This is a genomic window from Streptomyces sp. NBC_01429 (assembly GCF_036231945.1).
Classification (GTDB): Bacteria; Actinomycetota; Actinomycetes; order Streptomycetales; family Streptomycetaceae; genus Streptomyces.
Window position 1 is genome coordinate 1712373 of record NZ_CP109599.1, and the last position, 20689, is coordinate 1733061.

General features: G+C 67.9%; 13 protein-coding genes and 1 pseudogene. 10 read left to right on the plus strand and 4 right to left on the minus strand.

The features are described 5' to 3' along the window. The first annotated feature begins 21 nt into the window (after positions 1 to 21). From OG627_RS07030 to OG627_RS07050, 5 genes are read left to right on the plus strand one after another with little or no spacing between them, the layout of a single operon-like run. Positions 22 to 1578, plus strand: coding sequence for a sugar ABC transporter ATP-binding protein (locus tag OG627_RS07030; protein ID WP_329062525.1), 1557 nt, complete (start codon positions 22 to 24; stop codon positions 1576 to 1578). Next, positions 1575 to 2594, plus strand: coding sequence for an ABC transporter permease (locus OG627_RS07035; RefSeq protein ID WP_329062527.1), 1020 nt, complete (start codon positions 1575 to 1577; stop codon positions 2592 to 2594). The genes OG627_RS07030 and OG627_RS07035 overlap by 4 nt, the downstream gene beginning before the upstream one ends. 10 nt (positions 2595 to 2604) lie before the next feature. Then, positions 2605 to 3570: a deoxyribose-phosphate aldolase gene (gene deoC / locus OG627_RS07040; RefSeq protein WP_329072444.1), complete on the plus strand. Its 966-nt coding sequence runs from the start codon at positions 2605 to 2607 to the stop codon at positions 3568 to 3570. 16 nt (positions 3571 to 3586) lie between these two features. Further along, positions 3587 to 5047, plus strand: a complete 1461-nt coding sequence (locus OG627_RS07045; protein WP_329062529.1) for an aldehyde dehydrogenase family protein — start codon at positions 3587 to 3589, stop codon at positions 5045 to 5047. Continuing rightward, the gene (locus OG627_RS07050; protein ID WP_329062531.1) at positions 5040 to 6002 is read left to right on the plus strand and encodes an aldehyde dehydrogenase family protein; all 963 of its coding nucleotides are present in this window, start codon (positions 5040 to 5042) and stop codon (positions 6000 to 6002) included. Before OG627_RS07045 ends, OG627_RS07050 begins: the two co-directional genes overlap by 8 nt. Positions 6003 to 6074: 72 nt before the next feature. On the opposite strand, the gene OG627_RS07055 is transcribed toward OG627_RS07050, so the two are convergent. Further along, positions 6075 to 6467: a winged helix-turn-helix transcriptional regulator gene (locus OG627_RS07055; protein ID WP_329062533.1), complete on the minus strand. Its 393-nt coding sequence runs from the start codon at positions 6465 to 6467 to the stop codon at positions 6075 to 6077. 83 nt (positions 6468 to 6550) lie between these two features. On the opposite strand from OG627_RS07055, the gene OG627_RS07060 reads away from it, so the two are divergent. After that, complete coding sequence (locus tag OG627_RS07060) at positions 6551 to 7747, plus strand: MFS transporter (RefSeq protein ID WP_329062535.1); 1197 nt, start codon at positions 6551 to 6553, stop codon at positions 7745 to 7747. Here the strand turns inward: OG627_RS07060 and OG627_RS07065 are convergent. Then, the gene (locus OG627_RS07065) at positions 7744 to 8889 is read right to left on the minus strand and encodes a damage-control phosphatase ARMT1 family protein (RefSeq protein ID WP_329072446.1); all 1146 of its coding nucleotides are present in this window, start codon (positions 8887 to 8889) and stop codon (positions 7744 to 7746) included. The two genes, OG627_RS07060 and OG627_RS07065, sit on opposite strands and share 4 nt — an antisense overlap. Positions 8890 to 9201: 312 nt before the next feature. Between OG627_RS07065 and OG627_RS07070 the strand changes: the two genes are divergently transcribed. The 4 genes and pseudogenes from OG627_RS07070 (at position 9202) to OG627_RS07085 (ending at position 12867) form a co-directional block, all read left to right on the plus strand. Beyond that, a complete protein-coding gene (locus OG627_RS07070) occupies positions 9202 to 9516 on the plus strand; it encodes a hypothetical protein (RefSeq protein WP_329062537.1) in 315 nt (104 codons plus the stop codon). 487 nt (positions 9517 to 10003) lie between these two features. Beyond that, positions 10004 to 11336: pseudogene (locus OG627_RS07075) on the plus strand (replication initiator). A 35-nt stretch (positions 11337 to 11371) separates the two neighbouring features. Then, positions 11372 to 11560: a helix-turn-helix domain-containing protein gene (locus OG627_RS07080; RefSeq protein ID WP_329072449.1), complete on the plus strand. Its 189-nt coding sequence runs from the start codon at positions 11372 to 11374 to the stop codon at positions 11558 to 11560. Further along, entirely contained in the window at positions 11560 to 12867 is a 1308-nt protein-coding gene (locus tag OG627_RS07085) for a tyrosine-type recombinase/integrase (protein WP_329062538.1), read from the plus strand. Before OG627_RS07080 ends, OG627_RS07085 begins: the two co-directional genes overlap by 1 nt. A 93-nt stretch (positions 12868 to 12960) precedes the next feature. Here the strand turns inward: OG627_RS07085 and OG627_RS07090 are convergent, their stop codons facing one another. Both OG627_RS07090 and OG627_RS07095 read right to left on the minus strand, forming a co-directional pair. Then, positions 12961 to 13725 (minus strand): barstar family protein, encoded by a 765-nt coding sequence (locus tag OG627_RS07090; protein ID WP_329062540.1) that lies wholly within the window; start codon positions 13723 to 13725, stop codon positions 12961 to 12963. Between the two features lie 68 nt (positions 13726 to 13793). Continuing rightward, on the minus strand, positions 13794 to 20654 hold the full coding sequence (locus OG627_RS07095; protein WP_329062542.1) for a polymorphic toxin-type HINT domain-containing protein: 6861 nt from the start codon (positions 20652 to 20654) through the stop codon (positions 13794 to 13796). Between the last annotated feature and the right edge of the window lie 35 nt (positions 20655 to 20689).

The following is a 20689-nucleotide window of genomic DNA, read 5'->3' on the forward strand; positions in this document are numbered from 1 at the left end:
GACATCCGGAAAGGAGGAGCCATGAGCCCTCGGGACACCGACGGCGGGACACCGAGACTGACGATGCGCGGCATCGTCAAGCGCTTCCCCGGCACCCTCGCCAACGACGGCGCCGAACTGATCGTGCGCGCCGGGGAGACCCACTGTCTGCTCGGTGAGAACGGCGCGGGCAAGAGCACCCTGATGAAGATCCTCGCCGGTTCCTACCGGCCGGACGAGGGCGAGATCCTGCTCGACGGCGAGCCCGTCGAACTGACCAGCCCGCAGGCGGGGATGGCCGCCGGTATCGCCGTGATCTACCAGGAGCTGGACCTCGTACCGGATATGACGGTCGCTCAGAACCTGCTGCTCGGCCACTCCCCCTCGTACGGTCCTTTCGTACGCCGCAAGGAACGCGCCGAGCTGGCCCGCGCCGCCGTGGCCAGGGTCGGCGGCGACTTCTCCGTGCACACCCTCGTACGTGATCTGCCCATCGCGGCGCAGCAGTTGACCGCGATAGCCAAGGCGCTCACGGCCGACGCGCGCGTCATCGTGATGGACGAGCCCTCGGCCACCCTCGGTGAGAGCGATCTGCGCAAGGTGTTCGAGGTGATCCGCTCGCTCACCGCGCAGGGCCGCTCCGTCATCTACATATCGCACCGGCTGGACGAGGTCATGGAGATCGGTGACCGGGCCACGGTGATGCGCGACGGCCGGTCGGTCGCCGTGCGGGATCTGGCGGCCACAACGGCCGACGAGCTGGTCGGCGACATGATCGGTACGACCGGGAAACTCACCGGAACCACCGAACGGCCGCGTCCGCAGGGGCCGCCGCTGCTGGCGATCGGTTCCGTACACAGTCCGGGGCTGATCGACGTCTCCGGGATCGAGGTGCGCGCCGGGGAGATCGTGGGACTCGCCGGGCTCGGCGGCGCTGGCCGGACCACACTCCTCAAGGCGTTGTTCGGAGACACCCGGGCGACGGTCTCGGTCACGCTGGACGGCGCGGCCGTACGGCTGCGCAGCCCCGCCGCCGCCGTACGGGCCGGGCTGGCCCTCGTACCGGAGAGCCGCAAGGAACAGGGGCTCATGCCGGGCCTGTCGGTCGGCCGCAACGCCGCCGTCACCGCGCTCGGCCGGCCGCCCTGGCTGGCGCCCCGCCGGCTCGGCCGCCGGCTGTCCGCGCCGGTGCTCACCGATCTCGGGGTCCGGTTCTCCTCGGCGGACCAGCCCGTCGGCAAGCTGTCCGGCGGCAATCAGCAGAAGGTCGTCCTGGCCAAGTGGATCACCAAGGGCTCCATCCGGGTCCTGCTGCTCGACGAACCCACGCGCGGTCTTGACGTGGGCGCCAAGGCCGATCTCTACCGCCAGGTGCGCCACCTCGCCGATCAGGGCGTGGCCGTCCTGCTCGCCAGCAGTGAACTGGGCGAGCTGACCGCCAACGCCGACCGGATCTGGGTGCTGCACGAGGGCCGCAACGTGGCCTGCTTCGACCCCCGCACCACCGACGAGACCACCATCGCGCACACCGTCATCACCGGAGTGACACCGACCGGCGCGACACCTACCGGAGCGACACCCCCTGGAGCACCCTCATGAGCACACCCACCACGGCGGCCGAGCCGAAACCGGCCGCCGGCGACCGGCCCCCGGGGACCGGAACCACCCGCGGGCGCGGCGCCGACCTCGTCGTCAAGTTCAATCTGGTGCTGGTCTTCCTGGCGCTGTGCGTGGTCGCGAGCCTGCTGGCGCCGGAGTTCCTGACCACCCGCAACATGTCCAACCTCCTCCAGCAGTCGGCGCTGACCGGGATCGTCGCCGTCGGCATGACCCTGGTCATCCTCACCGCCGGGATCGATCTGTCGGTGGGCAGTGTGGCCGCCTTCGGCGGGATGACCGTCGCGCTGCTGATCGACAAGGACATCAACTTCCTGCTGGCGATCGCCGTCAGCCTCGCCGCGGGCGCCCTGTTCGGCGCCGTCATGGGCGGGCTGTCCGCCTATCTGTCGCTGCCCGCGTTCATGACGACGCTCGCCGGGCTGACCGCCATACGCGGCCTGACCTATCTGCTGACCGACGGCGAGCCGGCCGGCGGCGACATCCCGCACGCCTTCCAGCTGCTGGGCGGCGGGTTCATCGGCTACGTACCGATCGTGGGCCTGATCTTCGTGGCCGTGGCCATCGGCGCCGGGCTGCTCCTGCGGGGCACCACCTTCGGTGAGTACATCTACGCCGTCGGCAGCAACAAGGAGGCGGCCCGCCTCTCCGGTCTGCCGGTGCGCGGTGTGATCACGGCGGTGTTCGCGATCTCCGGGGCGCTCTCGGCGCTGGCCGGGGTGCTGCTGACCTCGCGGCTCACCATCGGCCAGCCCACCGCGTTCAGCGGTCTCGAACTCGACGCCATCGCCGCCGTCGTCCTCGGCGGCACCAATCTCTTCGGCGGCCGCGGCGGGGTGATGGGCACGTTCGTGGCCGTACTGCTGCTGTCGGTCCTGCGCAACCTCTGCAATCTGATGGGCCTCGGGTCGTTCTTCCAGATGGTCGTCACGGGACTGATCCTCGTGGTCGCGCTCATCCTCAACATGCTGATCGAGAAGCGGGGTTCCCGTGCCTGACACCGACACTGTGCCGACCTCGGTCCCCTCCGACCCCGCCGGCATCGCCACCAGCAACACCGCGCTGCGGGCCTTCCTGTACGGTCTGCCCGGCGTCGACGAGGCCGGGGTGCACGCCCGCGTCGCCGACCTGGCCACCCGCTCGGTCAAGACCACCGCCAAGGCCCACGCCATCGATCTCGCGATCCGGATGGTCGACCTGACCACCCTGGAGGGCGCCGACACCCCCGGCAAGGTACGGGCATTGGCCGCGAAGGCGCTGGCGCCCGACCCCGCCGACCGGAGTGTGCCCTCGGTGGCCGCCGTCTGCGTCTACCCCGACCTCGTACCCGTCGCCGTACGCGCCCTGCGGGGCACCTCCGTCGGCGTCGCCTCCGTGGCCACCTCCTTCCCGGCGGGCCGCGCCCCGCTGGAGGCCCGGCTGCTCGACACCCGGGCCGCCGTCGCCGACGGGGCCACCGAGATCGACATGGTGATCGACCGGGGAGCGTTCCTGGCCGGTGACTACCGCAAGGTGTACGAGGAGATCGTCGCCGTCAAGGAGGTCTGCGCCCGCCCGGACGGCGAGCCGGCCCATCTGAAGGTCATCCTCGAAACCGGCGAACTCGCGGGCTACGACGACGTACGCCGTGCCTCCTGGCTCGCCATGCACGCCGGGGCCGACTTCATCAAGACCTCCACCGGCAAGGTCTCCCCCGCCGCCACGCCCGCCGTCACCCTGATCATGCTCCAGGCCGTACGGGACTTCCGCGCCGCGACCGGCCGGCAGGTCGGCGTCAAGCCGGCCGGGGGCATCCGTACCACCAAGGACGCCCTGCGCAACCTCGTGCTGGTCAACGAGACCGCCGGGGCGGACTGGCTCGACCCGCGCTGGTTCCGTATCGGCGCCTCCAGCCTCCTCAACGATCTGCTGATGCAGCGGACGAAGCTGACGACCGGCACCTACCCCGGTCCCGACTACTACTCCGCGGACTGAAAGGGACCAGGCACCCATGTCAGAGACCACAGGCCCCTCCCCCGGCGCCCTCGTCTACGCGCCCGCGCCCGAGTCACGGGCGGCGGTCCGGCTGAGGTCCGCGTACGGGCTCTTCATCGACGGCGAGTTCACTCAACCCGGCGAACAGACCCTGACCAGCGTCAACCCCGCCGACGAGCAGGGACTCGCCGAGGTGACCACGGCCACCGGGGCGGATCTGGACCGCGCGGTAGCGGCGGCCCGGCGCGCCTTCGACGGTGTGTGGTCCCGTACCACGCCCTCGGAGCGGGGCAAGTACCTCTACCGGATCAGCCGGATCATCCAGGACCGCGCCCGCGAACTGGCCGTCCTGGAGTCCCTCGACAACGGCAAGCCCATCAAGGAGACCCGGGACGTCGACATCCCGCTGGCCGCCGCCCACTTCTTCTACTACGCGGGCTGGGCCGACAAACTGCCCTTCGCCGTGGCGGGCTCCCCCGCTCCCCGGCCGCTCGGCGTGGCCGCCCAGGTCATCCCGTGGAACTTCCCGCTGCTGATGCTGGCCTGGAAGATAGCCCCGGCCCTCGCGGCCGGGAACACGGTGGTCCTCAAGCCGGCCGAGACCACCCCGCTCACCGCCCTGGTCTTCGCGGAGATCTGCCAGGAGGCCGAACTGCCGCCGGGCGTCGTCAACATCGTCACCGGCGCGGGCCCCACCGGTCGCGCCCTGGTCGCCCACCCCGGTGTGGACAAGGTGGCCTTCACCGGCTCCACCGGCGTCGGCCGGGAGATCGCCCGTACGGTGGCGGGCACCGCCAAGCGCGTCACCCTCGAACTCGGCGGCAAGGGCGCCAACATCGTCTACGCGGACGCGGCGCTCGACCAGGCGGTGGAAGGCATCGTCACCGGGATCTTCTTCAACCAGGGACATGTGTGCTGCGCCGGTTCCCGGCTGCTGGTCCAGGAGTCCGTCGCCGAGGAGGTCGTCCACCGGCTCAAGGAGCGGGTGGCCCGGCTGCGGCTCGGCGATCCGCTGGACAAGAACACCGACATCGGCGCCATCAACTCCGCCGCCCAGCTGGCCCGGATCCAGGAGCTCGCCAGGGCCGGACGCGACGAGGGCGGCGAGGAGTGGTCACCGGCCTGTGAACTCCCTTCGCGCGGCTACTGGTTCGCGCCGACGGTCTTCACCGGCGTCACCCAGGCACACCGGATCGCCCGCGAGGAGATCTTCGGCCCGGTGCTCTCCGTACTGACGTTCCGCACCCCCGAGGAGGCGGTCGAGAAGGCGAACAACACCCCGTACGGGCTGTCCGCCGGTATCTGGACGGAGAAGGGCAGCCGGATGCTGTGGACCGCGAACCGGCTGCGCGCCGGGGTGATCTGGTCCAACACCTTCAACAAATTCGATCCCGCCAGCCCCTTCGGCGGCTACCGCGAGTCCGGTTACGGGCGCGAAGGCGGACGGCACGGACTGGAGGCTTACCTCAATGGCTGAACCGGCCACCACCCCCGACCGAGCGCCCGCGCTCCCTCCCGTACCCGATCACCTACCCGCTCCCGCCCCCGCTTCCTCTCCTGTTACCGCTCCCGCTCCCGCGCGGCTGCCGGTGCACAAGACGTACAAGCTCTACGTGGGAGGCGCCTTCCCGCGTTCCGAGTCGGGCAGGAGCATCCCCGTGACCTCAGCCGACGGCGCCCACCTGGCCCACGCCGCGCTGGCCTCCCGCAAGGACGCCAGGGACGCGGTGGTCGCGGCCCGCGCGGCGTTCGGACCGTGGGCCGGCCGTACCGCGTACAACCGGGGCCAGATCCTCTACCGCATCGCCGAGATGATGGAGGGCCGCCGTGACCACTTCGTCCGGGCGACCGTGGACGCGCGGGGCATCGCGCGGTCCCGGGCGGAGGAGGTCGTCTCGGCCGCCATCGACCGCTGGATCTACTACGCGGGCTGGACCGACAAGATCGCGCAGGTGCTGGGCACCGGGAACCCGGTCTCGGGACCGTACGACAACAACTCGGCCCCCGAACCCACCGGCGTCGTCGCCGTCCTCGCCCCGGGCGACGCGCCCCTGCTCGGCCTGGTCGCGGTCCTCGCCCCGGTGATCGCCGCCGGCAACACCGCGGTCGTGGTAGCGAGCGAACGCGCCCCCCTGCCCGCCGTCGTCCTCGCCGAGGCACTCGCCACCTCCGACCTGCCCGGCGGAGTCGTCAACATCCTCACCGGCCGCACGGCGGACCTGGCACCGGCTCTCGCCGCACACGCCGATGTCAACGCCATCGACCTGGCCGGGGCGGGCGACCTCGCGACGGAACTGGAAACGGCGGCGGCGGCCACCCTCACCCGCGTCCTGCGCCCGGAACCCCGCCCGGACTGGGAGAGCCTGCCGGGCCTCACCCGGATCACGCCGTTCCTGGAGACGAAAACGGTCTGGCAGGCCGCCGGGCGCTGACGTGTGGACAGGAGGGGGGACGGCACACGGCACGTGCCGTACGTCTGAGGGGTACGGCACGTGTCGTACCCCTCAGGCGGCCGGCGCCCGCACGCGTACCGCATCGGCCTCCGCCTCCGCCTCGGCCCTGGCCTTGCCGTCGTCGTACTCGACGCGCGCCCGGCCGATGTCGTCCAGATGGCGCTCCGCCCAGCCGGAGAGCAGCAGCAGCGAGTCGTACAGCTCACGCGCCATGGGGGTCGCGGTGTACTCCACCTTCGGCGGCACGGTCGGATAGACGGTGCGCGTCAGGAGGCCGTCCCGTTCGAGATTGCGGAGGGTCAGCGTCAGCATGCGCCGGCTGATGCCCTTCACCTGGCGCTCCAGCTCCGTGAAGCGCGCCGGGCCCTGCGTGGTGACGAGCAGGATGCCGATGCCCGCCTTCGCCGGACTGCTGCTGCTCTCGGGGCGTCTCGGTGACCTCATCGGCAGCAAGAAGGTGTTCCTGAGCGGACTGATCACCTTCACCGTCGCCTCCCCTGCTGTGCGGCGTCGTCACCAGCCAGGAGTTGCTGATCGCCGGACGCTTCCTCCAGGGTGTGGGCGCGGCCCTCGCCTCCGCGGTGGTGCTCGGCATGATCGTCGGCCTCTACCCGGAGCCCGCGGGCCAGGCCAAGGCCATGGGCATCTACAGCTTCGTCTCGGCGGGCGGTGCCTCCCTCGGCCTGATCGCGGGCGGTGTCATCACCGACACGCTGGGCTGGCACCGGGTGTTCCTGATCAACCTGCCGATCGGTGTGCTCGCCCTGATCGCCGGGGTGCGGATGCTGGGCGCCCAGTCCGGGCTCGGGCTGCGCGCCGGCGCCGACGCGATCGGCGCGGTGCTGGTCACCGCGGGCCTCTCGCTCGGTGTGTTCACCATCTCGCGGGTACCCGAGGAGAAGTTCGGCGCGGCCGAGCTGAGCACGTACGGCGCCGTCTCGGTGCTGCTGCTCGCCGGGTTCGTGCTGCGCCAGGCCAAGGCCGCCCGCCCGCTGCTCGCACTGCGCATCTTCCGGAGCCGGGAGATCAGCGGCGCCAACATCGCGGTGGTCCTCGTCTTCGCCGCGGGCTTCGGCTTCCAGTTCCTCAACGCCCTCTACCTTCAGCGGGTGCTCGGCTTCGACTCGATGCGGACCGGTCTCGCCTTCCTGCCCGCACCGGTGGTCATCGGCACGATGTCGCTGTTCTTCACGGCGAAGCTCACCGGCCGCCACGGCACCCGCCGGGTGCTGCTGACCGGTCTGCTGTTCCTCGGCGCCGGGCTTCTGCTGCTGAGCAGGGCGCCCGCGGACGGCGACTACTGGGTGCATGTCGCGCCGGCCCTCGTCGTCCAGGGCTTCGGCATGGGCCTGACGGTCCCGTCGGTCATCATGCGGGCCATGTCGGCCGCGCGGCCCTCGGACGCGGGGCTCGCCTCGGGGCTCAACAACACGGCGCAACAGGCCGGTGCGGCGGTCGGTCTCGCGGTCCTCGCGACGGTCGCCACCACGCGCGGCAACTCGTTGCTCTCCTCGGGCACCGAGCAGGCGCAGGCGCTGCGCGACGGATACAGCCTGGCGTTCCTGTGCGCCGCGGCCTTCGTCCTCCTCGCCTGGGCCGTCACCTTCCTCGTACTGCGAGACGCCCCGGCGCAGGGTACGGACGCGGGCCAGGCCGCCCCGGCCCCGCACCGGGACGAGCCGGCGGCGGCGCCCGGCCCGTACTCCCGCCTCCACCGCGGCTAGCCGCGCACCTGGATCAGCGCGTGCGTGCCACTCGTGCGCCACGCGGCACCGGAGCGCTCAAGAGCGTCCAGGGCGCCCTGGCCCAGGCCGACGATGACGTCGGACTTCAGTGTGCGCAGGGCCGCGACGGCTCCTGGGAAGTACGCGGTACGGGTGGCGAAGGACTCCGTGGCGTTCCACAGCCGGTCCCCCACCAGGCGACGGTAGTTGAGGTCGCCCTTCAGGAGGGTGAGCGTGGCGCTCGCGAACTCGCCGCGAAGGTCCTCGGGCATCTCCTCGTACGGCAAAGGCGCGCAGAAGAACGGGTGGGTACGGACCTCCAGGCTTCCAGCCGCCATGGCCTTCCACAGCCTGCCGCCGATCCGGCCCGCTTCGCCGGGCGCCTCGATCAGGCGCCGCAGGCAGTCGACCACGTCCGCCGTCATCGCGTCGGAGACGTAGTACGGGTAGGGCTTGACGTGAAGCACGACCCGTTCGGCGTGCCGGTGTTCGAGGAGGTGGTCGACGAGGATCAGATCCGGGATGAGCTCGCGTCCCGCGTTGTCCGCCACCACGGCGACGGTGGAGGACGCTCCGGCGGGCAGGAGCTGCCACAGCAAGGCGCTGTCGTCGGCGACCAGCGTGGAGACGGCGGCGTCACCGACCGCCGGCTCCCCGGCCGAGACGCGGAAGCCGAGGTCAGCGCGGTTGCCCCAGAGCGAGGCGTGGAGCAGGGCCGTGGCCCGCTCCTCGGCCGGTGCGTCCGCGAGCGCGTCGAGGGCCCGCAGTTCCTCTTCCACCGCGTCGCCGCGCAATTCGGCCCGCTTGAACGGCGCGAACGGATCAACTCCCCGCCAGGGGCCGGTGCCGAAGTACCCGACCGCGCCGAGGAGCCTGCGGTAGAAGTAGCTCTCCGCCCACAGGAAGGGCGCGTCGTACCAGGATCGCCCGAAGTATCCGCGTCCCGAGTCCGCCCAGTACGCGTGATCACCGTCCTCGGGGCCGAGCGGCTCGACGACGCCGTGGGTGATCTCCTCCAGCAGGGCGTCGAGGGCCTCGTGCTGCCGGCGGCCGTACGGGAAGGCGGCTCGTACCTGCTGGATGAGGGCAGGGTGGCGGTGGGCAAGAACGCCCCGGGCGAACGAGCCGGGCTCGTCGCCCATGACCACCGGCGGGCTCGCCGCACCGACCGGCCCGGAGCCGGCTCTGTCCCCTTCGTCCACGGCGTGGGGGGCTCTGTCTTCCATGGCGTCCAGCCCTTTCGTACATCGCCAGCCGGAGCGTCAGGCTCCTGATCACTGGTTTCCTCCAGGTCTCCCACATCGGCTCGCCGGTCGGCAACCGGGATCCGGAGCGGCTACGGGCCCCGGACGGTCCGGGAGCCGGCGGAACCCGTCGCCGCCCATCCGGTCTCGCCGGGGGACCGCGTCGACCTCGGCCTGACACACCCGGTTCCGCGGGCTCTCGACTCCGACGTGGAACTTCGCAAGCCGATCCTGTCAGTTGTCACGGCACTGGGAGCGCTCCTGCTTGCCCTCAAGGCGACCGGTGTGTCCAGCGGTCTGGCGTGGGCGGGCTTCGGGCTTGTCATCGTCGTCACTGTCAGCTCGGTGTTGATCGGTGAGCCCGTCAACGGGTCGGTGACGGTGTACCGCGCGATGGACAGCGACTTCACGACCTCCGGGTTGGTCATCCCGTCGCCGATGAGCGCGGTGACCTCGCGCTCCCGGGATGTCAGCCCGTACGCCCTCGCCAGCAGGGGGAAGATGTCGGTCGAGCTGCCGGGCTGAGCGCTGAAAGCGACCGCGCCGGAGCCCAGAGCGGCGGAGTCGGCGAAAAGGCTCGCGCTCAGCACCAGCCACGTCCCGTCGGAGACGCGAACCGTCAACCGCGCGGGTTTACCGGCGAGCGCACCGGACCGGCCATGGTCTCCGACCCGTGCCGCGAGGGCATGGACGAACCCGGGAAGAACGCCACCGCCCGGTGCCACCACGGGCAACCGCTCCAGCCATCGAACAGCACCCGGCGTGATGGCCAGAACGGAATGAGCCCGGTCGAGGATGATCGTGCCGGTCGCATCGTCCACCACCTAAAACCGCAGCTCAGGCATGGTGTCGCGACTTAGCCGAAGGACCGTCAGGCACCCGGAAGGTCAAACGAGCGTCACGGACTACGAGTGACGGCCCCGTCAAAACCACCATCTTGAGTTTTCTACCTGCACACCAGAAGATTCGAAGCTTCGTCAATCAGCCCGACTTCGACCGCGCACAGCAGCAGATCGAACACCTCGGCGGCTGCACCAACCCAGTCCGCCCGATCGGCCGCACCGCCACCGTCGACACGGCAACCGATGAGGCGCTGCATCCCTCCACCACAACCGACGCGCCCACAGGCAGCCTGCTCACAGTGTGCGGCAACCGCCCCGCCACGCTGCCCGGCCTGCTCCCGCCTCTACGCCGCCGACACCTACCACCTCATCCGCGCCGGCCTCTCCGGCGGCAAGAACGTCCCCGACACCGTCCGCACCCACCCCCGCGTCTTCGTCACCCTCACCGCCCCCTCCTTCGGCCCCGTCCACAACCGCCCTGACGTCCGGCCCTGCCGCTGCGGAATCCGCCACGAGCCCACGGACCCAGTGCTCGGCACACCGCTCAATCCGGCGACGTACGACTACGCGGGTGCAGTCCTCTTCAACGCCCACGCCGGAGCCTTGTGGGCCCGCTTCACCACTTACCTGCGCCGCGAGCTCGCCGTCCGGCTCGGCCTCACGCAGAAGGCCGCCCGCACGGTTCTGCGGGTGTCCTTCGCCAAGGTCGCCGAGTACCAGAAGCGTGGCCTGGTCCACTTCCATGCCGTGATCCGGCTCGACGGCCCCGACGGCAGCACCCAGCCTCCACCCTCCTACGCCACCGTCGGCGTGCTCACCGACGCCATCCGGGCCGCCGCATCCCGCGCCCCTATCTCCGTCGTCTCGGACGCGGTCGGGGAACGCGAACTCGGCTGGGGGCAACAGCTCGACGTACGCGAGATCGCCGCCTTCGGCACCGATGCCGAACTGACCGACCAGGCGGTCGCCGCGTACGTGGCGAAGTACGCCACCAAGTCCGCCGACGCCTCCGGCGCCCTCGACCGCTCCCTGTTCTGCCGCACCTGCCAGGGACGCGGCGCGACCCTCCTGCCCCACGGAACGCCGCTGCCGTGCAGCATGTGCGACGGCACCGGGCAGGCCCGCCCGCTGCCCCGCCTGGCTGTTGCCCGGCACGTACGGCAGATGATCCGCACCTGCTGGGAGCTCGGCAGGCTGCCGGAATTCGCCAACCTGAAGCTCTGGAAGTGGGCGCACATGCTCGGCTTCCGGGGCCACTTCTCCACCAAGTCCCGCAGCTACTCCACCACCCTCGGCGCACTCCGCGAGACGCGCCGAGCCTGGCGCACCGAACAGGCCCGCGCCCGCGCCGGCCGGACCGAGTCCGCCCCGGCGACCACGCTCGTCGTCGGCCACTGGGACTACCTCGGCTCGGGCTACAGCCCCGGCGCCGCGCTCCTCGCCGCTGGTGTCTGGCATCGCAGGGAACTGGAACGGCAGTTCGCGGCCGAAGGCGACTGCTGATGACCACACCACCCACCGCCGACCTTCACCCGGCGATGAGCCCGGCGCAGGAACTGCTGACAGTGCCCCAGGTCATGGCCTGCCTCCAGCTCGGCCGCTCCGCCGTCTACGACCTGCTCCGTACCGGCCAGCTCGCCTCGATCACCCTCGGCCGCGCCCGCCGCATCCCGACCCACGCCCTCACCGACTTCATCCGCACCCGCCTCGAACAGGACGCCGCCTGATGACCACGCCCCGCGACACCCCCGCCTCCCGCCGCGTACGCGCCAACGGAGACGGCACCGTCTACCAGCGCAAGGACCACCGCTGGGAAGCTGCCGGATACGTCCTCGCCCCCGGCAACACCCGCAGGCGCGTCCGCGTCTACGGCACCACCCGCAAGGAAGCCCTGGCCAAGCTCACCGAGAAGATCGCCAACAGTAACCGCGGCCTTCCCATTCCGTCCGCGCAGGGCAGCGTGGCCGCGTACCTGACGTACTGGCTGGACAACGTCGCCGTCCACCAGCTCCGCGAGAACACCCACACTCGCTACACCGCCGTCGCCCGGCTCTACCTCATCCCCGGCCTCGGACGGAAGAAGCTCGCCAAGCTCACCGCCAAGGACGTCCGCACCTGGCTCAACCAGCTCCGCACCACCTGCCAGTGCTGCACCCGCGGCCTCGACACCGACCGCGATGAGCCCCTCTGCTGCGCCGCCGGAAAATGCTGCGCAAGGCGGCTCTCACCGCTGACCCTGGCCTACGTGCACTCCGTCCTCAAGTCCGCCCTGGAGCACGCGGTACGCGAGGAGGAAATCCCACGCAACGTCGCCCGCAACGTCCGCATCGGAACACCCCGCCCCCGCCGCTTCGAACCCCTCACCGCCGACGAAGCCCGCCAGCTCCTCACCGCCGCCCAGGGCCACCGGCTGCACGCTCTGTTCGAACTCGCTCTGCACACCGGCCTCCGCAAAGGCGAACTCCTCGGACTGCGCTGGGAAGACCTCGACCTCGCCGGCGGAACCGCCAGCATCCGACGCACCCTCCAGCGCACCAACTCCGGCGGCCTGACCGCCCTCCCGACCAAGACCAAGAGTTCCGAACGGCGCATCGCCCTGCCGACACCATGCCTGCGCTCCCTCGAACAGCATCGCAACCGGCAACTCCAGGAACGCGAAGCGGCGGGGACGGGCTGGAAGGACAGCGGCTACGTTTTTACCCGTCTCGATGGCGCCCCGATCGAAGGATCCACCCTCACCCGGCACTTCAACACCTTGCTCCGTCGGGCCAGGCTCCGCCGCATCCGGTTCCACGACCTCCGCCAATCGACCGCGACCCTCCTCCTGGAACAAGGAGTGGAACTCGTTCTGATCAAGGAGCTGTTGGGGCACGCCCACATCGGCGTCACCGCCACCGTCTACGCCCACGTCCGGCTCCGCCTCCAACGCGACGCCATCGACCTCCTCGGACACGCCCTCCGCAACCCCGCCGAGATCACCGGCAAGCCCGACGACGGCGACGAACCACCCCTCGTCGGAGCCGCCGTCCGCTGACGTTGCCGTCAACTACTGCCGTCACCCCGCCCAGACGCCCCGCCAGATGCCATCTGGCGGGGCGTCATATTTGCTCGCGCACGCGCCCCAAAGTCAGCAAGTAGCGAGATCTATGCAGAATTCGCGCATTAGTCCCACAATCGAATCCAGGAAGGCGTGATCGAGGGATTCTTGAGACGCCTGAAAGTTCCGCCAAATAATCCTCGCCGGGGGCCCCTCGCCGAAACTCGAAGAAATACAGTCCGCGAGAGCGTCAAGATTCGATCCAAAGTACCCGCCCGGGCCATTGACCGCCTCGCCCAATGCGCAGTAGAACCCCGACTTCGTGGAAATTTGCCCACCGTCCAAGTGGACAACCTCCTCCACTCCATAGCGAGCAGCCCTACGGTTCGAAGCAAACCAGGAATTCTGAACAACGTGCAGCCATGCGCCCTGATAGTTCGCCGGCCACCGAACCCATTCACCCTTCTCCAGGGCGACCCCTGATGCCCAACGCGGCCAAATTCTCTCAGCTTCGGGATACTCGCAACGATTACCAAAGAACCGGAAAGCGACTCTTGGAATATTTCCGCCTGGCTCCCCTACGCCAGTATCTCCGAGCACAACCCGCCCAATGAAGTACTCGCCAATCTTCTCCCGTTGACGATTCATGACCGCCATCACTGCATCTTCGACCCTCCGCCTACCCTTCTCGACCTCATGGGCCCTCAGGAAGGCCACTTCCGGCGACTCTGCTTCCGGGTCGACAAAAAACCCCTCTACTCCTTCAGCGGCAACAAGCACCCCGCCGGACTCTTCATCCGATACCACGTACAGCGGAAAATCCGCCTTGCCCACTACGGGCAGTTCGCCAGCCACACCTAATCCCCAAACCGGAACTGGTGCAGCGACAATCAAGTCGCTGCACCAGTTAACCAATAGAGCTACTAATTCCACCCCGAGTCAGGGAAATGGGGTGCACTGAAGCGTTGAATCTTCGTGTAATGCGTGGACGTCCAGCCGTATACCTTGACGCCGTTCGGCAGCTCCTTTTCCAGGATTCTGTCAGTTTCAGGCCTGCCCGGCACGCGGTACTCCTTAGAACCTGCCCACCACGGGTGTTCACGTCCCCCGTACGTGTCGTGCGAAGGAATCCGCCCTGCCCTCACGTCGTCGTAGGCCGAAGCGATCTTGTTGTTCATCCCCCTGGGCAGGGGATCCGACAACCTCCCAGTGGGACAGCCGTTGCTGTTGTGAACGAGTACCGGCGTCTCGCCCGCCAGCACATAGTACGTGTGGAGGTCGTCGACAGTGAGGTTGTAGGTTGTGGCGCGCTTGGTGAAGGCATGGTTCCCGGTCACGATGACGGCGGTTCCGTCGTCGGCCAGCAGGGCCATCCCTGCCTGAAGTTCACTGGCTCCGAGCCAGCGGCCTTCCGAGGGGGACCAGAAGGGGTGCTCGTACGTTGCCGTAAGTTCTTCGATGCCGTCCTCGGTAGCGATGGACAGCGTATTGAAGTGCTTGTCGTCTTCAGTGACGATCAGGCGGGTTACCTTCCGGAGGCCGGACTCCCCCGTCTCCGGGTCGGTGGCCCAAACCTCGTCGCCCAGTTGAACGTCTTCGATCTTCTTGGTTTTCCCGTCGGCCATGAGGACCTCGGTGCCGGCGAGGAAGCACTGCGTGCAACCCGAGGATCCTCGCTTACCGGAACGCCCCTTGGCTCCCGTTACCTCTCGAGCGCCCGCCCCAGCGCCCGGGCCGTATCCAAATATTTCCGACGCTCCGGCGTCGATCATGGCAAGAAGGAGCGCCTTGGAGCCAGGGCATTTCGACGCTTGGCAAGCTTGCGCAGCGAGATGCCTCTTGGTGTACGATCCCGAATCCTCTTCTCCCGCCATACAGGTCAGCCCACCCAACCCATGACACACTTGTTCGACTCTCATATAGAAATAAGAGATGAACTTCTTGGTGATCTTCGGTCCCCACTCGACAGGTATTTTCACCTCCGGATACACATTGATGTATCCGTCCCCGTCGAAGTCCCGATTATTTGCACCCTCGAATTCCCAGTCACCTTTGCTCGTGACAGGCGTCTTAGGTTTGTTGTTCTTATTCTTATTTGCCTTGCTCGGCCCGTTACCCTTCTGCCATGTGTCGCCACCACCGGTGCAGGGGTAGGAGATACCACACTGGCTGCCGCCGGGGTCCATAAGGCCGCTTGGGTCGCGGTAGGTGAGAGGAGAGTTATGCGCGTAGCTGTAGCCGTTCAGGGATTCTGGGTCGCTGGGATTCAGAAGGGGGTCGACAGAGAGGAAACGGCCGATGGTGGGGTCGTATTCGCGGGCGCCGAGATGAGTGAGACCGGTGTTCTGGGTGTCGTCGGTGCCGCCGACGAAGCCCTTGGTGCCGGGCCAGGTCTTTGGCGTGTCTCCGCGTATGGCGCCGAAGGGAAGAGTGCGGCGTTGAGTGATGGCGAGGTCGGCCGCATTGACGGCGAGTTGACCGGTGCCATGGTGGTCGGCGATGGTGAATGACCACGAACCGTTGTCATTCTGGATGGCGTTCTGGCCGCCGCCGAGGTCGACATAGCGGGTGGCCTTGGTCTTGTCGGCTCCGCTGGCCAGCACCACTTCGGTGTGGCCCAGGTAGAGAGTCGTCTCGCTGCCCGAGCGGCCGATGAGGCGATTGCCGTCGGTGTCGTAGAGGTATTCGGTGGTCTTGGTTCCCTCTGTGACCTTGGCAAGGTGGCCTTCGGCGTCCCAGGCGAGTTTCTGGCCGGAGCGGGTGATCGTGTTACCGGTGGCGTCGTATTCGTACGCGTCCGTGATGGTGTCGGAGGCGCTGGTCGTGGCGACGGATGTCAGCGAATGGGCGAAGGGCTTGCCTGCAGCGGGGTAGGTGTAGGTCCGCTTGACGTCCTTGCTGGTGTCCCCGGCTGGGCTGTGCTGGGTCTCGGTGCCTCGGTTGCCAGCCTGATCGTACGTGAAGCTCTGCCAGTAGGGCGCCGGGCCTGCGCTGCTCCCCGCCTGGGGTGTATTCGCGCAGGCGGGGGTGGACTGGGTCCAGGCTTCGGTCAGGCGGCCGAGGTAGTCGTAGGCGAAGCACTGGTTGTCGGTGCCGGTACGGGAGACATCGGCCATCGAGAGGATGTCGCCGGCTTCGTTGTAGCGGTAGGTGACATGACGGTCGACGCCGTTCTGGTCTTCGCGGTCGACTCGGGAAGTCGCGAGCCGCTGAGTGCCCCACTCATAGGTGTTCGTGACCTGCGTCTTCTTTCCTCCGCTGGCCAGGCTCATTCCGTACTGCAGGGGCTTGCCGGTGAGGCTGTAGCTGACACTGCTGCTCAGGTTCCGGGCGAAGACTCCAGTGGGCCGGAGGGTCTCGTCGTCATAGTCATAGACGACGGAATCGCCTGGGAGGGACCCTGCAGCGGAGTAGCTGGCTCCCGCTACCAGACCCGAGGGCTTGTACGTAGTGCTGGTCTGGTAGGTGCCCTGGAGTTTCCCTTCGGCAGCCGGGATAACAACGCTTGTCCTGGTGGCCCGGTAGAGCCGGTCGTAAGCAGTGACCTTGGAGACGTATTCCTGGTTGTTCACATAGCGGATGGAAGCCGCCAGCTGGCCCTTGGCACCCGAGACGGTGTCGTACTCCCATTTCGCGCGCAGTGTTCCTGTTGTCGAACCTTCGCGCAGATGGGTTTTGCGGCCGAGATTGTCGTAGGTGTTGAAGAGGCTGATGTGTTCGTCGTTCTTGGTGTCGGTCAGCTGTCCACGGTCGTCGTAGTGACTGTCGACGGTGCCCTTGTCCGGATCGATCGACTTGGTCTGACGGCCGAGTTGGTCGTAGGCGTAGCTCCAGGTGCTGCCGGCCTGATCCGTTATGGTGTCCAGTTCACCGCGGGGCGTGTACGTGTAGGTCGTGGTGTCGTACGGGGCGTTCGCGTTCCGCTGGTGGTGCTGAAGCAGTGCGGTGATCTGGCCCCGCGCGTTGGTGACGTTGGTGGTGGCGACGCCACCGACCGGCGGGATGATGGTGCTGCGATCGCCGCCGTACAGGGTTTTGATGGTGTTGAGGACGGTTCCGCCATCACCATTTCCAGCGATCTGACGGGTTTCGGTCGGGCGGCCCAAGCCGTCGAACGTGTTGCGGGTCTGCGTCTCGACCGAGAGTGCGTTCTCAGGTTTGAACAGCGTGCTCGACGGCTTTCCGGTGGTGTAGTAGGGAGCGAAGGTCTTGGCGGTCTGACCGCGCTCGTCGTAGAAGACATCGGTCAGGATGCTGCCGCCGGCCGGGCCGGGATCCTGGCTCTGCCGCTCGCGCAGGAAACCGTCGTACAACACGTATGACGTAGCCTGCGCACCACTGTTGTTCAGGACCTTGGCCGCTACGGCCGTCGGCTTGCCGTCCGCGATGTGGTACGCAAACTCGTAGTTGGGTATCTGGGTGTTACGCCGGTCGGCGAGCCAGACCTTCGTTCCGCGGCCGAGTGCGTCATACGTGTATTCGGTGACATTGCTGTTTGTGTCGGTCACCTTGAGTGTGAGACCACGGGGGCCGAGGTCCTGCGTATCGGTCTGCGCAGTCGATGCCACACCGGCCTGGGCGGGTGGTGAGACGGTCTTGACCTGAGTGGGAAGCCCCGTCGCGGGGGTATAGGTCGCCGTGGTGGTACGGCCGTCACGACGGGCCACACGTACCGGCGTCTTGTCACCGTCCACAGTCACATCGGCTGTGAGGTCCGTACCAGTGAGAACACGGCCGTAGCTGTCATATGTCGTGCCCGTCTCCAGATACGTGGCCTTGGTACCGGTGTGCTCCTTGAGGGTCGCTTCCGCCGTGACGTCGCCCTTGGTGGGCGCGGCGCCATAAGCTCCGCCGTCGTAGGCGGTACGGACATCGGAGAGTACGTCTTTCGCACGGTCGACCGTGGCGGCGGCACAGGACTTCGCAATGGTCTCGACACGTGACGTGGCGAGCAGGAAGACCGAGTCGGAGGCGTAGGTGGTGCGCGTGCAGCGGTTGTCAGCGGCTGTGCTGTCGTCGCCGAAATCGTCGGCCTGAGTAACCCGGCCGGCCACGGTGTCGTACTTGGTGGCCGTCGAGGTCGAGCGCCACTTGGCGCCAGCCCCGTCATCGAGGGAGGTCCAGCTCCTACTGCTGGAGGTGCCGGTGAAGTTGGCTGTCACCGTGCCCCAGTCACGTACCTTCTTCGCCGTCTCGTGGTACCAGGGCCGGCTGGCCGACTTTTCAAGGACCAGGCCGCCGGGCTTGTCGAAGGTCACCGACTTGTACCCGAAGCCGACCGCCGACTCGTGATCGGTGATGGGGTCGCCCTCACCGTCCCCGAGGGGGACTGACACGGACTTCGTACCGCCGCTGCCGGCCTTGCGGTCACCGTCCATGCCGCGCAGGAAGTACGAGTCCTGCTGGGACTTCATGGCGTCGGCGCCACCCTGGCCACCGCTCTGGACGCGGACCTGACCATAACCGCGCCACTGGGACCAGGTTCTGCTCTTCTCCTTGGTCAGACCATCGTCGTCGTCGAAGTGCCACGCGGCCCCGCCGAGGTACTGGTAGCGGGTGACCGCGTCGGGCGCGCCGCCGGTGCGGTCCGTAGTGGTCACGGACGTGACAACATACTTGTTGAACCAGTTCAGTTCCGGGTCACTCGAACTGTCACCACCGATGTACTGCGGAAAACAACGCGAGGTGTTCGTCTGCGGGGCGGGAAGGGCGCTCCAGTCACATTCCGGCGCGGAGTAGTTGACGTCGACCTGACCACCCGACTCGTCGGCGATCGTGGACAGGCGCGCCTTGATGAACGGCGCGACGCCGTCGCCTGTCTTGTCGAGCCGGTTCTGGAGCTGCGTGTAGGCGAGAGTTGTCTTGGGGAGGGTAATGGCCGGGCTGGCGGACTCGCCGGTGCGCTGGACGCTGTCGAGCAGCAGCTGGTAGTCGACATCGGACTTGCCCCAGCGGTGGGCGAGCTTCCAGCTGTCGACCTTGGCATAGGTTCCATCGGTCTTGAGGGTCTGGGTGGTGACATCGGTCAGGCGTTTGCGCGTCCAGAAGGAAGGCGAGAGCCGGCCCTTGTCACACTTCGCGCCGGACATGCAGTTGAGGTCCCAGGGTGTGTCGTACCAGTAGGGCGCCTTGTCGTCGATGGTCGACTCGGCGCACGTCACCCCGGTCACGGGCAGGCAGCGCTCGGCGCTGGAGAACACGACCTGGGCCAGCGGCTTGTCCGTGTACATCCGGGCCTTGTTCAGGCCGTAGTCGATGCGCTTGAGATAGCCGCCGCGTGTGTAGGTGGTGTTGTCATCGGCCTTGAGGTTGCGGCCGTAGTTGTTGGTTTCCTTGGTGTAGTGGTAGGCGATGGCGTTGCCGCGTGGGTCGACCACGTAGTCGAGGTTCCAGCGCCATGCCTGCTGGCACCAGGAATCCTTGAAGGCTGCCGCGTTGCACGGCTCACCGGTGTTGTTACCGAAGACGGGAACGGTCCAGGTGGAGTCGGTCGTCGCGTTGCCCGTCGCCCAGCCGGGGAGTCGGTTGTAGCCGAAGTAGTACTCGGTACCGCCCGGGGTGATCAGGCGCCAGTACTCGCCGTCATTGTCACCGTTGCCCCGGTCCGTGGACTTCAGTCGCGTGATCCTCGTTCCGTCGTCCTGCTTGAGCTTGAACTCGTTCGTACTGACAGGTACGAGCTCTCCACCCTTGCCGTTGAAACTGAGGAACGCATTGTCATAGGCCCAGCACTGGTCGCCCGGCTTGCTGCCGTCCGCGTTCTTCTCGCCGTCATCGGCACAGGACTTGTAGCGTCGCTCAATGGAGCCGGGCCACATGTCGAAGCCGTCACCGACCCACGACGCCTGGTTGTTGGTACCGCCAGTGCGGCCGTCAACCGTGCCTGACGAGTACGAGAGGCCGACGTTCGGAGTGAGGCTCCCGGGTACTCCAGGGACCGGCATGTCGTAGGACCAGCCGAAGTCACCGGTGTTCAGGTTCGTCGTCCACGAGGCCGAAGCCGACAGAGGAGTGGCTTTGTAGTCGCCCTTGTCACTCTGAGCATCGGCGGCGACGGCAAGCACAGTCGCCGTCCCGGCCCGCAGCGCAACCGACTGCGCCGTCAGAGTCTGCGAAGTCGCATCATTGGTGGTGGCCACCGGAACCGGTGTACGACAGCTGTCCTTGGCAGGGGTCGTCAGGACACATGCGGGGAGTTCGACCAAGCCCATACGGGAGCCGAACGAGCCGCCGAAAGCGTCGGCGAAGTCCGCGTAGTCGACGGTGAGCGCGACAGATCCGGCATCCGTCGCGGTCATGCTCCTGCCGTCCGCTCCGACCCCCGGCTTCTTCGCCTCAAGGGTGAATAGCAGACCGTTCACCCCGGCGCGTGCGGCATGTTTCCGGTCGAGCACTCGGGTCTCAACACTGGGCGGCACGTTCCAGCCCCGCTTTGTCGGCACCCCGGCGATACCGATCGGTGTGCCCTTGGCCTTGGCAAACCGCTTCGCACCGGTGCCCTCAGTGTTCGGGGCAGTCAGTTTCCCCGTGACAGCAGCGGGCCACGACGCCCTGGGCGTCCGTACCGGGCCGCTGGTGTCTTCGGAGATCGTACGAGGGACGGACTTGCCGCCGTACGCGCCCACGACAGGCTTCTCCGCCCCAGGCAGACCAGGCAGATTGTTACTCTTCGCCACCGCGGGCGCGGCGGCACTCTGAAGGATCGTGCCGACCAACACTGCTGACAAGATCAGGGACGTCCGCCGGAGCAGTGCTCCCGAAAGGCGTACGGAGGGGGGTCTCATAGATACATCCATCGCTGCCGGGCGCCATGTACCCA

Coding starts and splice junctions, on each gene's coding strand:
- OG627_RS07030 (WP_329062525.1), top strand. CDS start 22: ATGAGCCCTCGGGACACCGACGGCGGGACACCGAGACTGACGATGCGC.
- OG627_RS07035 (WP_329062527.1), top strand. CDS start 1,575: ATGAGCACACCCACCACGGCGGCCGAGCCGAAACCGGCCGCCGGCGAC.
- OG627_RS07045 (WP_329062529.1), top strand. CDS start 3,587: ATGTCAGAGACCACAGGCCCCTCCCCCGGCGCCCTCGTCTACGCGCCC.
- OG627_RS07050 (WP_329062531.1), top strand. CDS start 5,040: ATGGCTGAACCGGCCACCACCCCCGACCGAGCGCCCGCGCTCCCTCCC.
- OG627_RS07055 (WP_329062533.1), bottom strand. CDS start 6,467: ATGAGGTCACCGAGACGCCCCGAGAGCAGCAGCAGTCCGGCGAAGGCG.
- OG627_RS07065 (WP_329072446.1), bottom strand. CDS start 8,889: ATGGGCGACGAGCCCGGCTCGTTCGCCCGGGGCGTTCTTGCCCACCGC.
- OG627_RS07080 (WP_329072449.1), top strand. CDS start 11,372: ATGAGCCCGGCGCAGGAACTGCTGACAGTGCCCCAGGTCATGGCCTGC.
- OG627_RS07085 (WP_329062538.1), top strand. CDS start 11,560: ATGACCACGCCCCGCGACACCCCCGCCTCCCGCCGCGTACGCGCCAAC.
- OG627_RS07095 (WP_329062542.1), bottom strand. CDS start 20,654: ATGAGACCCCCCTCCGTACGCCTTTCGGGAGCACTGCTCCGGCGGACG.